The following is a 12,921-nucleotide window of genomic DNA, read 5'->3' on the forward strand; positions in this document are numbered from 1 at the left end:
CTGCGCGGCGGCGGGGGAAGATGGCTTGACGCGGGATTCGGTCGATCGACCCCTTTGCGGCATGCCCGACGCCACTCGAGATATTAGCGGAGCGATTCCATCTCCGCCCGTGTCTGGTCGAGCAGGTGGCGGATCCGGTCGGAGGTGCGCTTGAGCTCGGCGCTCATGCTGGCAACGTCCTGCATCGCCCGACCGGTAGCCGCGACCGCGCCGCGCGCGCTTTCGTGCAGATCGCGGCGGTAATTGGGGTTGGAACGGGCCGCGAGATCGCCGAGCGTATTGTCCGGTCGCACATTGGCGCGCGGATCGGCATAATGCGCCAGCGGGCCGACATGCGTCTGGAGCAGGGCATCTGCGAATTCATCGACGGTGGCGGCAAGGCCTTCCTGAACCAGCGGCGTCGACAGCGCCGAGCCGATTTGCTGCGCATCCAGAGCGGGCGCGCGGTCCTGCGCAAAAGCGGGCGAGGCCAGCCCGAGCGCGAAAACACTGACGAGAAGAAACCGCATAACAAACCTCGAATAGAAACCGAGCGCACGCACCGTTAGCACGATTCGCGCGCTCGGTCGATCATTCGGCGGCGATTTGCTCCACCTGGTCGTCGAGCGGATGCGACAGGCGGGTCAGCATTTCCTTGGGCACCACTTGCCAGAAGCGATCGACCACGCGGCCCCAATCGTCGAGCAACGCGCCCGACCATTTGCTGTCGGTCGCGGCATGGTGCGCGCGGACGAGACCGAGCAGCACCGCTTCCCAATGCAGCGACGACAGGCGGTTCCAGGTGATGTTCTCGGGGTTGGCGCGCCGGGCGAAGCTGCCATCCGCATCATAGATGAACGCCATGCCGCCGGTCATGCCTGCGCCGAAGTTGGCCCCGACCGGGCCGAGCACGACGGCGGTGCCGCCGGTCATATATTCACAGCCATTGGCACCACAGCCTTCGACCACCACGGTCGCGCCCGAATTGCGCACCGCGAAGCGCTCGCCCGCCTGGCCTGCCGCATAGAGGCTGCCCGAGGTCGCGCCGTAGAGCACGGTGTTGCCGATGATGGTGTTGTCCTGGCTGGCGAGCGGTGAACTGACCACCGGGCGAACCACGATGTTCCCGCCCGACAGACCCTTGCCGACATAGTCATTGGCGTCGCCGAACACTTCGAGCGTGATGCCCTTGCACAGGAACGCGCCGAGGCTTTGCCCGGCCGAGCCGCGCAGACGGACATGGACATGCCCGTCGGCCAGGGCCGACATGCCGAAGGTGCGCGTGATCTCGCTCGACAGGCGCGTGCCGACCGCGCGGTGCGTGTTGCGCACCGAATAGGTCAATTGCATCTTCTCGCGCCGGGTGAACACCGCTGCGGCATCCTTGATCATCTGCGCATCGAGGCTGTCGGGCACTTCGTTGCGGCGCGTTTTCAGGCTGAAGCGACGCTGATCGTCGGGTGCATCCACCTTGGCGAGGATCGGGTTGAGGTCGAGATCGTCGAGATGTTCGGCCCCCCGGCTGACCTGGCGCAGCAATTCGGTGCGGCCGATCACTTCGTCCAGACTGCGGAACCCCAGCCGGGCGAGGATATCGCGCACTTCCTCGGCGATGAACGTCATCAAATTGATGACCTTTTCGGGCGTGCCGCCGAACTTGGCGCGCAACGCCTCGTCCTGCGTGCACACGCCGACCGGGCAGGTGTTGGAATGGCATTGGCGCACCATGATGCAGCCCATCGCCACCAGGCTGAGCGTGCCGATGCCGAATTCTTCCGCGCCCAGGATCGCGGCGATGACGATGTCGCGTCCGGTCTTGAGGCCACCATCGGTGCGCAGCTTGATGCGCCCGCGCAGGCCGTTGAGCGTCAGCGTCTGGTTGACCTCCGACAAGCCCATTTCCCACGGGGTCCCCGCATATTTGATGCTGGTTTGCGGGGAGGCTCCGGTGCCGCCGACATGCCCGGCGATCAGGATGACGTCGGCATGGGCCTTGGCCACGCCCGCCGCCACCGTGCCGATCCCGGCCGAGGAGACGAGCTTGACGCACACCCGCGCGACTGGATTGATCTGCTTCAGGTCATAGATGAGCTGCGCCAGATCCTCGATCGAATAGATGTCGTGGTGCGGCGGCGGCGAGATCAGCGTTACGCCGGGGGTCGCATGGCGCAATTTGGCGATGAATTCGGTCACCTTGAAGCCGGGCAATTGCCCGCCTTCGCCGGGCTTTGCGCCCTGCGCGACCTTGATTTCGATCTCGTCGCAGGCGTTGAGATATTCCGCCGTCACGCCGAAGCGACCGCTGGCGATCTGCTTCACCCCGGAATTGGCGTTGTCGCCATTGGCATAGGGTTGATAGCGGGCGCTGTCCTCGCCGCCTTCGCCCGACACGGCCTTGGCCCCGATGCGGTTCATCGCGATGGCGAGCGTTTCATGCGCTTCGGGGCTGAGCGCGCCCAACGACATGCCCGGCGTCACGAAACGCTTGCGGATCTCGGTGATCGCCTCGACCTGATCGACCGGCACGCCCTCGGCGGGGAAATTGAACTGCAGCAGATCGCGCAGATAGATGGGCGGCAGCCCCTCCACCCCACGCGAGAATTGCAGATAGGTCGAATAGCTGTCGGTCGCGACCGAGGTCTGCAGCAAGTGCATGAGTTGTGCGGAATATGCGTGCGTTTCGCCGGTGTGGCGCTGGCGATAGAAGCCGCCGATCGGCAGCGAGGCCACCGCCGTGTCATAAGCCTTGTCGTGCCGCAACTGCGCGTTGAGGTGGAGCGAGGCATAGCCCTCGCCCGAGATCTTCGCGGGCATCCCCGGGAACAGGTCGTTGACCAGCGCACGGCTGAGGCCGACCGCTTCGAAATTATAGCCGCCGCGATAGCTGGAGATCACGGCGATCCCCATCTTCGACATGATCTTGAGCAGGCCCTCGTCGATCGCCGTGCGATGCCGTTCAAGACATTGTTCCAGCGTCAGATTTCCGAACAGGCCGCGCGCATGGCGATCGACGATCGCGGCCTCGGCCAGATAGGCGTGGACCGTGGTCGCGCCGACGCCGATCAGCACCGCATAATAATGAGTGTCGAGGCATTCGGCGGTCTGGATGTTGATGCTGGCATAGGAGCGCAATCCCATCCGCACGAGATGGGTGTGGACGGCGGCGGCAGCGAGGACCCCGGCGATGCCGATGCGGTCCGGGCCGATCGCCATGTCGGTCAGGAACAATTCGCTCTTGCCCTGGCGCACGGCGGTCACCGCTTCGGCACGAATGCGGGCGATTGCGGCGCGCAGCGTCTCGGGGCCACCACCGGCCTCAAAGGTGCAGTCGATTTCGGCTGCCTGTGCGCCGAAATGCGTTTTCAATTGCGCCCAGGTGGTGCCGTCGAGCACCGGCGATTGCAGCACCAGCACGCCATCGCGCCGATCCTCGGTGTCGAGGATGTTGGCGAGGTTGCCGAAGCGCGTCTTGAGCGACATCACATGGCGTTCGCGTAAAGGATCGATCGGCGGGTTGGTGACCTGGCTGAAATTCTGCCGGAAGAATTGGCTGATCAGGCGCGGCTTGTCGGAAATGACCGCGAGCGGGGTATCGTCGCCCATCGAGCCGATCGCTTCCTTGGCGCTTTCCACCATCGGCGCGAGGATCAGCTCCATATCTTCGAGCGTCTGCCCGGCGGCGATCTGGCGGCGCGTCAGTTCGGCGCGGTCGAAGCGCGTGATCGGATCGTGGTCGGGCTGCGGCAGCGCTTCGATCCGCTGGAACGCCTCGATCATCCCGGCATAATCGGCTTCGCCGGCAATGCGGTCCTTGATCGCGCGGTCGTGCAGCAGCACGCCTTCGTCGAGATCAATCGCGAGCATCTGGCCCGGCCCGAGCCGGCCTTTCTCGACCACAGTCGATTCGGGCACGACGACCATGCCGCTTTCCGACCCGACGATCACCAGACCGTCGATGGTGCGGACATAGCGCAAGGGGCGCAGCGCGTTGCGGTCCATGCCCGCCACCGCCCAGCGGCCATCGGTCATCGCCAGCGCGGCGGGGCCGTCCCACGGCTCCATCACGCTCGCCAGATATTGATACATAGCGAGGTGATCGGCGGGCATGTCGGAATTGTCCGCCACGGCCTCGGGCACCAGCATCAGCTTGGCGGTCGGCGCATCGCGGCCCGAGCGGCAGATCGCCTCGAACACCGCGTCGAGCGCGGCGGTGTCCGACGCGCCCGCCGGGATCACCGGCTTGATGTCCTCGGACTGTTCGCCGAACGAGAGGCTCGCCATCTTGATTTCGTGGCTGAGCATCCAGTTCTTGTTGCCGCGAATGGTGTTGATCTCACCATTATGCGCCAGCGTGCGGAACGGTTGCGCCAGCCACCATTGCGGGAAGGTGTTGGTGGAATAGCGCTGGTGGAAGATCGCGACGCGGCTCTCGAAACGCGGATCGCGCAGATCGGGGTAGAAGATCGACAGCGATTCGGCGAGGAACAGCCCCTTGTAGATGATCGAGCGGCACGACAGCGAGCAGACGTAAAAGCCCTGAATCTGCGCGGCGATGACACGCTTCTCGATCCGGCGGCGAACGAGATAGAGGTTCTTTTCAAACTCGGCGGCACTCTGCTCCTCGGGCAGCGGGCCGGCGATCATGATCTGTTCGATCTCGGGGCGCGTGGCGAGGCCCTTTTGCCCGATCACCGACACATCGACCGGCACCTGACGCCAGCCATAGATGGTATAGCCTTCCTCGATGATCGCGCTTTCAACGATCGTGCGGCAATCCTCCTGCGCGCCAAGATCGGTGCGCGGCAGGAAGATCATGCCGACCGCCAGCCGGTTGGGCAGCGGGCGGTGGCCCGAGGCGGCGATCGCATCGTCGAAGAATTTGAGCGGCAAGTCGATATGCAGGCCAGCGCCATCGCCGGTCTTGCCATCGGCATCGACCGCACCGCGATGCCATACGGCCTTCAGCGCATCGATCGCGGATTGCACGACCCGGCGCGACGGCGTGCCATCGGTCGCCGCGACGAGGCCGACGCCGCACGCGTCGCCCTCGAATTCGGGGCGGTACATGCCGTGTTCGGCGAGGCGGAGGCGTTCGGCGTCACTTGCCATTTTTGCTGTCCTGCTGGTGGAGCGATGCGAGATCAGCTCTCATTTTCGCTATCTCCTCGGGTGCCCGTTTCACGCCCGCGCCAATCACTTCTGCGATTGGGCGGGCGGCCATCGGGTCGTTGTCGAGCAAAGCTGTTACGTTGAGATAGCTCTGTCCCGCGTCCGTTGCCATGAAGGCCTCGGTTGCTTTCATTTGCTCGACGGTAAGGCGCAAGGCGTAGGCATTCGCCTGCGCTTCCGCGATTGTCGGCCAAGCTGCGGTTAGATCGTGCTCGACCAGCAGCGTTTGTCGATTGAGGAGCCGCTGAATGGAAGGCCTGCTCTTCGATCCCAGGGCTTTGAATGTCGCGTCTGACCGGACGGCCTGCATCACTTGTTCCGTCAAGATAAAAGCGAGCTTGTCGCTGGTCACTTTACGGACTGACGGTGGTGATAAGATCGCTACAAGCCTGCGTGCTTCGTCCAGTCGCGCGGGATCTGGCGTCTGGGCGGCGTAGATCGGGACCGGAGGCTTTGGCCCATCCTGTCCGGCAACGGCACCCCCCAACAGCAGAAACGACAGTAGCGCGGTCATGGCGTCTTCACGGGCGGCTGGAGGGCGGTGATTTGCTTGACGAGATCTGCGATGTCGGATTGCACCGTTTTCATCGATTGCGTCATCACATTGCGTTGCCACGCGGCAATGTCGTGATCGCTCAGGATCGTCATCGAAGTTGCAGTGTAGATTTTGCCGGTCGGGGTCGAGAAGAATGCCGACAAATCATGGAGTTGGGCGGTATCGAAACGACGCGCATAAGCGTGGGCCATCGCGTCGGCCATTCCGGGGAGGTTTGCGTTTAATACCTGGGTCGATCGAGCGAATTGACGAGCGACAAAGGCATCGAAGAGCGTCTTGACGCGCGGGTCCTTGTTAACCGCAGCCGCAAATTCAGGATTGGCCATGAGCGGCTGACGAATGTTGGCGGTCATCGCCGCCATCATACCGTTCATCATTTGCTCCCGGGTGGCCGGGGGGAAGATTTGGTCGATGAGCAAGCGGGCTGCGGCGAGACGCGCTGGATCGACCGCAGGTGCCGTAGCTTCCGACGTTGCGGTCTGGCTCATGGCGGGGGCGGCGGGGGCGAGGATCGCGGCCGCGAGCAAGATCGTCCCCTTCACGCCGCTTTCCTCCCCGCGCTCGCCTTTGCCTTCAGATATTTGTGCATGCTCGCCGCGACATCGCGGCCGTCGCGGATCGCCCAGACGACGAGGCTCGCACCGCGCACGATATCGCCCGCCGCGAACACGCCGTCGAGCGAGGTCATCAGCGTCTTATTGTCGACCAGCACCGTGCCCCAACGCGTGGTGCCGAGTTCGGGCGCGGCGAACAGTTTGGGCAGATCCTCGGCATCGAAGCCGAGCGCCTTGATGACGAGATCGGCGGGCAAGTCAAAGCCGCCCTCAGGGTCGATCTCGGGCGCGCGGCGGCCCGAGGCGTCGGGCGCGCCGAGGCGCATGCCGCTCGCCTTCACGCCGCTCACCGCGTCGCCGCCGGTGAAGCTTTCGGGGGCGGAGAGCCAGACGAACTCGACGCCTTCCTCCTCGGCATTGTTCACTTCGCGCTGCGAACCCGGCATGTTGGCGCGGTCGCGGCGATAGAGGCACTTCACTGACGCCGCATTCTGGCGGATCGCGGTGCGCACGCAATCCATCGCGGTATCTCCGCCGCCAATGACCACGACATGCTTGCCCGCCGCATTGAGGCGACCATCGTCGAACGCCGGCACGGTATCGCCGAAATTCTTGCGGTTGGAGGCGGTGAGGAAGGCTAGCGCGTCGACGACGCCCTTCTTGTCCACGCCCGCTGCCTTGATCGCGCGCGCGCGGTACACGCCGGTAGCGATCAGCACCGCATCATGGCGCTGGCGCAATTCGTCGAGCGTGGCATCACGGCCGACCTCGAAATTTTCGTGGAAGACGATGCCGCCGGCCTTCAACCGATCGACCCGGCGCATGACGACGGGCTTTTCCAGCTTGAAGCCGGGGATGCCATAGGTCAGCAGCCCGCCCGCACGGTCATACCGGTCATAGACATGCACGTCATAGCCATTGACGCGCAGATATTCGGCGGCGCTGAGGCCCGCTGGCCCCGCCCCGATCACGCCGACCGACTGGCCGCGCGGGGTGCCGGGCACGAGGGGTTCGACCCAGCCTTCTTCCCAGGCGGTATCGGTGATGAACTTTTCGACCGATCCGATCGTCACCGCGCCATGGCCGGAGAATTCAATGACGCAATTGCCTTCGCACAGCCGGTCCTGCGGGCAGATGCGGCCGCAAATCTCGGGCATGGTCGAGGTGGAATTGCTCAGCTCATAGGCTTCGCGCAGCCGCCCCTCGGCGGTGAGGCGCAGCCAGTCGGGGATGTGGTTGTGCAGCGGGCAATGCACCGAGCAATAGGGCACGCCGCATTGCGAGCAGCGCCCGGCCTGATCCTCCGCTTCGGGCGCGGCATAGCGCTCGGCGATTTCGCGGAAATCCTCGGCACGGATCTCGGGTTCGCGCTTGGCTGGATAAGCCTGCTCGCGATCGACGAACTTCAGTAGCGACGTGTCGGCCATCTGCGCCCCTTTCGAGGGCGCAGATACCGTGTGTTACGCGGATTGTCACGATCAAAACGGCATTTAGGACAGCTATAGTGACCTATAAAATGCGGTGTTTGATACGGGCGGTGGCAAAACCGGCTTGAACAAGGTTCAACTGATACCGCGCCGGACCTAAATACTTAAAATCCATGCGAGGGCGATGCTTCCCGCAACAATCCGATACCAGGCAAAGGGCACGAACCCGAATCGGGTAACGATGCCGACAAAGGCTTTCACCACGATCAGCGCGACGACGAAGGCCACCGCAAAGCCGAGCGCGATTGCCGCCAGCCCGACGCCGTGCCCGCTGACCAGCTCATGCCGGTTCTTGACCAGTTCGAGCGTGGTCGCCCCGAGCATGGTCGGGATGGCGAGGAAGAAGCTGAACTCGGCGGCGGTGCGGCGTTCGACCCCCAATGCCAGCGCGCCGAGGATGGTCGCGCCCGAGCGGCTGACGCCGGGCACCATCGCCATGCATTGCAGAAAGCCGATCCCGATGACCTTGGGCAACGGAATATCCGCCACGCCGACGATGTTGCTCTTGGGCGCGAAGCGCTCGACCGCGATGATCGCAAAGCCGCCGACGATCAGCGCGATCGACACGACCTCGGCATTGCCGAGCAGCGCTTCGATCTGCTTGTGGATGGCAAGGCCGATGACGGCGGCGGGGATGAACGCCACCAGCACATTGCGCACGAAGCGGATCGACACCGGATCGCGCCGCAGCAGCCCCATGCCGACCGCCCAGAAGGTGCGCCAGTACAGCACCACGATCGCCAGGATCGCGCCGAGCTGGATGACGATGTTGAACACCTCCCAGCGCGTCGCATCATAGCCCAGCAGCTTGGTTGCCAGGATCAAATGGCCGGTCGAGGAGACTGGCAGGAACTCGGTCACCCCCTCGACAATGCCGAGCAGGATGATGTTGATAATTTCGTTCACGAAAATCCCCTGTTAGTCGGCGCTCAGGCCGACGCCGGCACCGCGAACCGTCGGCCCTTGCGATATTGCACCAGCCACCCCGCCGCCACCGCGTCGAGCGGCGTTGGCGTGATTCCGAGCGCGGTTAGCCCGTTCTTGCCGGACACGACATTATCGTTTGCCAACATCTTCCACTGATCGGCCGTGATCGGCGCGCCGGGCAGAAAGCCGAAGGCAGCGATCGCGCCGCCAACGGCATCGGGCAGTTCGACGATAGGCGGCGTGCGACGGACCGCCTTGGCGATCCAGCGCACCAGCGCCCCCATCGACAGCACATCGGGGCCACCCAGCTCGAATGTTTTGCCGGAAGCAAGCGCCGGATGCTCCAGCGCAGCGACGACCGCGTCGGCGACGTCGCCAACATAGACCGGCTGGAATTTCGTGCCCGCGCGCAGCACGGGCACGATCGGCGCGCTGGCAATCATCTTGGCGAAGCGGTTGATGAACTGGTCCTCGCGGCCGAACACGATCGATGGGCGCAGAATGGTGGCACCGGGGAAAGCCGCGCGCACCGCCGCTTCGCCCTCGCCCTTGGAACGACCATAAGCCGAGGGCGATGCAGGGTCGGCACCGATCGCCGAGATATGCACCAGATGGCCAACGCCCGCGGTTTTCGCGGCTTCGGCGACGATCCGCGCGCCCTCGACCTGGATCCGCTGGAAATCCCCCGCGAGGATGCCGACCAGATTCACCACCACGTCGGACCCGGCGACCGCGCGCGCGATCGATTCGGGCTTAAGAAGGTCGGCGGCGACGAACTGCGTTTGGCCGAGCCCGCCCTGCGGCTTCAGAAAAAACGCCTGGCGCGGGTCGCGCTGGGCGATTCGCACGCGGGCACCGCGTGCGAGCAAGGCTTGCGCGACATAGCGGCCGAGGAAACCCCCGCCGCCAATCAGCGTAACCAGTGTGTCTTTCATGGGGTGCGCCTCGTAAATGCCGTCTGGATCGGTGATTTGTCCCTTGCCCCAGCAACGCCCGTGTTGACAAGGCCGACTCCGCTCCCCTAAAGGCCGCTCCCTACCCAGTGCCCGGATGGCGGAATTGGTAGACGCACCAGCTTCAGGTGCTGGCGCTCGCAAGGGCGTGGAGGTTCGAGTCCTCTTCCGGGCACCATTCGTTCTTCTCAGAACATCCGACAACCATCGGCAAAACGGCATATGTCTGCCGTTTTATCGTTAATTTTGTCTGATAAGGTTCGAGCAGATCTCAGTCGATTTCAGCCAAAAACGGGCCATGGATCGGGCCATTGGTGGCCCGATTTAGGTGATGGCCCGGCGGGCCATTTCGACGCAATTTCACCGGGGGTTTCGGCCAAGATCGATCATATCGGGATGTTTCGTCATGCCCTTGAGAGATTTGGAAATTCGCGCTCTTCCGCCGCAGGATCGTGTCGACAAACGAACGGATGATCGCGGACTATACCTTTAGGTGCCTCCCAGCGGCCCAAGGCAGCCTCCCGCCACTCCCACAGCGCAATCCAATTTTACGCCCTTCTGCGGGCGAACGGCGCATGGTAGCGATATCATGAGGACCCGCGTTCTGGAACGAGTCCCACAAGACCGGACAGGAGAGTAAGATGCGTCGACGCGCAGGACCGGCTTTGACGCGGCGAAGGCTGATGGGGGGTGCCGCCTGCGCGGGCGCGCTCGCTCTTCTTGCACCGCCGTCGCTTGGCGTGGGCCGGCTGGACCGGTCCGGGCACCGCGGCGCTTTCCCTCTGGTTACGAACGGTTATCCCGCAGCCGTCCTCGTCGATTCCCAAGCCGATTCGGCGGTGTTGCATGCGGCGAGGAGCTTCGCAGCCGACCTCGAACGCGTTAGCGGAAACCGCGCGCGACTGATCGATGGGGGAGCCGACGACCTACGGGGTGCCGTTGTCGTGATCGGCGTCCTCGGACACAGCATCCTTATCGACGCGCTCGCCGCAGCAGGAAAGATCGATATCACCGATCTTCAGGGCGAATGGGAGGCCTTTCGCCAGATCGTCGTCGACAATCCCTTCCCGGGTGTACCGCGCGCGCTCGTCGTCGTCGGTTCGGACCGGCGCGGTGCCGTGTTTGGCACCTACGACCTGTCCGAACGCATCGGCGTTTCGCCTTGGCACTGGTTCGCCGACGTGCCCGTGCGCCGCCAGCCTGAGGTCCACATCCCGGCGGGCTCCCAGCGGGACCAGCCGAGGGTCCGTTACAGGGGCTTCTTCATCAACGACGAAGCCCCCTGCCTGAGCGGCTGGGCCGAGAAGAAGTTCGGCGGCGTCAACGCCGCGATGTATGCGCATGTCTTTGAACTTTTGCTGCGTATGAAGGGCAATTATCTCTGGCCCGCAATGTGGTCGCCAAGGGCCTTTGCCGCCGATGATCCGCAGAACATGGTGCTCGCCGACGCCATGGGGGTGGTGATCGGAAATTCCCACCACGAGCCGATGCTTCGCGCGCATGACGAATGGCATCGCAACCCGGACCAGGGCGTGACCGGCGGACCATGGGACTATACGAAAAACACCGCGAACCTGCGCAGTTTCTGGCGCGGCGGCATCGAACGAATGATGTCGAAGGGCGACGGCAAGGGATATGAGTCGGTCGTCACGGTCGGCATGCGCGGGGACGGCGACGAAGCGATGGCGGAAGGCACCGCTGTGCCATTGCTCGAGCGGATTGTGCGCGATCAGCGTTCGATCATCGCCAATGTTACAGGGCGGCCTGCCAGCGAAACGCCGCAGGTCTGGGCGCTCTACAAGGAAGTGCAGGACTATTACGACCATGGCATGCAGGTGCCGGACGATGTGATCCTGCTCTTCGCCGACGACAATTGGGGACAGATCCGGCGGCTGCCCGGCCCAGCCGCTCAGCCGCGCCGCGGCGGCTACGGTGTCTATTACCACTTCGATTATGTCGGCGCGCCCCGAAACTATAAGTGGATCAACACCAACCAGATTGAAAAGGTCTGGCAGCAGATGGATCTCGCCTATCGCCGCGACGCGCGGTCGATGTGGATCGTCAATGTCGGCGACATCAAGCCGATGGAATATCCGTTGAGCTTCTTCCTGGCGATGGCGTGGAACCCCGAGGCGATGACGTCCGACGCGCTCGCCGCGTATCCGCAAGCCTGGGCGGAGGCGACCTTCGGTGCCGAGCATGCCAGCGCGATCGGCGAGATGATAACCGCCTACAGCAAATATGCCGCGCGCCGCAAACCCGAGCTGATCGACCAGGACAGTTTTCCGCTCGGCGGCATCACGCCCGAGCGGCTGGATGGCGGCGAGTTCGGTGCGATGGTGGCCGAGTGGGAGGTGCTCGAGGCCCGCATGCTCGACACGCGCGCCAAGCTGCGGCCCGAGCAGCTCGACGCCTATTACCAACTGCTGGAATTCCCCGTTGCGGCGATGGCCAACCTCTACCGCCTTTATTACGGCGCGGCCTGGAACACGCTGCTGGCCTCGCGCAATGATGCCCGCGCCAATTATTTCGCGGATCAGGTCGAAAGGGCCTTCCGGCGCGATGGCGAGTTGACCGAGCATTACCACTCGATCAACGGCGGCAAGTGGGACGGCATGATGGCGCAAGTCCATATGAGCTACGTCATCTGGAACGACCCCACTCGGCAGAACATGCCCAGCATCACGCGCGTGGGCGGCGATACGCCGAGCGAGCAGCGCAGTCCCCGGCCCACGTTTGTCGACAGCCGCCCAACGCCAGACGGGATCCTCGCAATCGAGGCACTTGCATTCAGCCGCGCGCGCCACGCGAGCGACTTGCGCTGGACGAAAATACCGCATCTCGGCCGAACCGAAGGCGCGGTGATCGCGCTTCCGCAGGGCAGGCCTGCAACGGTGCCGGATGACGGTGTCCGCCTCGAATATGATGTGACCGTCACGAAGGCCGGGTCGGGGCTACTGACCCTCTACCTAGCACCCACCCTCGACACGATCGGCAAGACCGGTGGGGTGCGCATCGGCGTTTCGATCGACGAAGGCGCGGTTCAGACGCTGCAGGCACAACTCGAAGCCACCGGCGGGACCCAAGATACGCCGGGAAAGAAGCGCTGGGCCAAGGCCGTGTGCGATAACGCCGTGCAGCTTTCGTCGGAACTCGGCCACCTCGCTGCCGGGAGGCATACGATCAAGATCTGGAGGGTTGACGACAATGTGGTGCTCGAGAAGTTGGTGCTGAGCACGGAGACTTTGCCGCCGACTTATCTCGGCCCGAGGACTAGCATAGGCTAACGTTCCGCA

At 64.0% G+C, this 12,921-nt stretch carries 8 protein-coding genes and 1 tRNA gene; 2 read left to right on the plus strand and 7 right to left on the minus strand.

The genetic code is table 11. From position 1 onward, the window contains the following. Positions 1–83 precede the first annotated feature (83 nt). The 7 genes from ON00_RS13370 to ON00_RS13400 form a co-directional block, all read right to left on the minus strand. Positions 84–509, minus strand: coding sequence for a hypothetical protein (locus ON00_RS13370; protein WP_010406514.1), 426 nt, complete (start codon positions 507–509; stop codon positions 84–86). A 61-nt stretch (positions 510–570) separates the two neighbouring features. Next, a complete protein-coding gene (gene gltB / locus ON00_RS13375) occupies positions 571–5,088 on the minus strand; it encodes a glutamate synthase large subunit (protein ID WP_010406516.1) in 4,518 nt (1,505 codons plus the stop codon). Next, the gene (locus ON00_RS13380) at positions 5,078–5,662 is read right to left on the minus strand and encodes a DUF2059 domain-containing protein (RefSeq protein WP_010406517.1); all 585 of its coding nucleotides are present in this window, start codon (positions 5,660–5,662) and stop codon (positions 5,078–5,080) included. The genes gltB and ON00_RS13380 overlap by 11 nt, the downstream gene beginning before the upstream one ends. Further along, a complete protein-coding gene (locus ON00_RS13385) occupies positions 5,659–6,231 on the minus strand; it encodes a DUF2059 domain-containing protein (protein WP_211207124.1) in 573 nt (190 codons plus the stop codon). The genes ON00_RS13380 and ON00_RS13385 overlap by 4 nt, the downstream gene beginning before the upstream one ends. An 11-nt stretch (positions 6,232–6,242) precedes the next feature. Next, positions 6,243–7,685, minus strand: a complete 1,443-nt coding sequence (locus ON00_RS13390) for an NAD(P)-dependent oxidoreductase (protein WP_010406521.1) — start codon at positions 7,683–7,685, stop codon at positions 6,243–6,245. A gap of 156 nt (positions 7,686–7,841) precedes the next feature. Continuing rightward, positions 7,842–8,651, minus strand: coding sequence for an undecaprenyl-diphosphate phosphatase (locus ON00_RS13395; RefSeq protein WP_010406524.1), 810 nt, complete (start codon positions 8,649–8,651; stop codon positions 7,842–7,844). A 23-nt stretch (positions 8,652–8,674) separates the two neighbouring features. Next, positions 8,675–9,607: a complex I NDUFA9 subunit family protein gene (locus ON00_RS13400; RefSeq protein WP_010406527.1), complete on the minus strand. Its 933-nt coding sequence runs from the start codon at positions 9,605–9,607 to the stop codon at positions 8,675–8,677. 109 nt (positions 9,608–9,716) lie between these two features. Between ON00_RS13400 and ON00_RS13405 the strand changes: the two genes are divergently transcribed. Both ON00_RS13405 and ON00_RS13410 read left to right on the plus strand, forming a co-directional pair. Further along, positions 9,717–9,803, plus strand: a tRNA-Leu gene (locus ON00_RS13405). 766 nt (positions 9,804–10,569) lie between these two features. Beyond that, a complete protein-coding gene (locus ON00_RS13410) occupies positions 10,570–12,912 on the plus strand; it encodes a glycosyl hydrolase 115 family protein (RefSeq protein WP_245535576.1) in 2,343 nt (780 codons plus the stop codon). Positions 12,913–12,921: the final 9 nt, after the last annotated feature.

It is taken from the genome of Sphingomonas echinoides ATCC 14820 (genome assembly GCF_000241465.1).
In the GTDB taxonomy this organism is placed as follows: Bacteria; Pseudomonadota; Alphaproteobacteria; order Sphingomonadales; family Sphingomonadaceae; genus Sphingomonas; species Sphingomonas echinoides.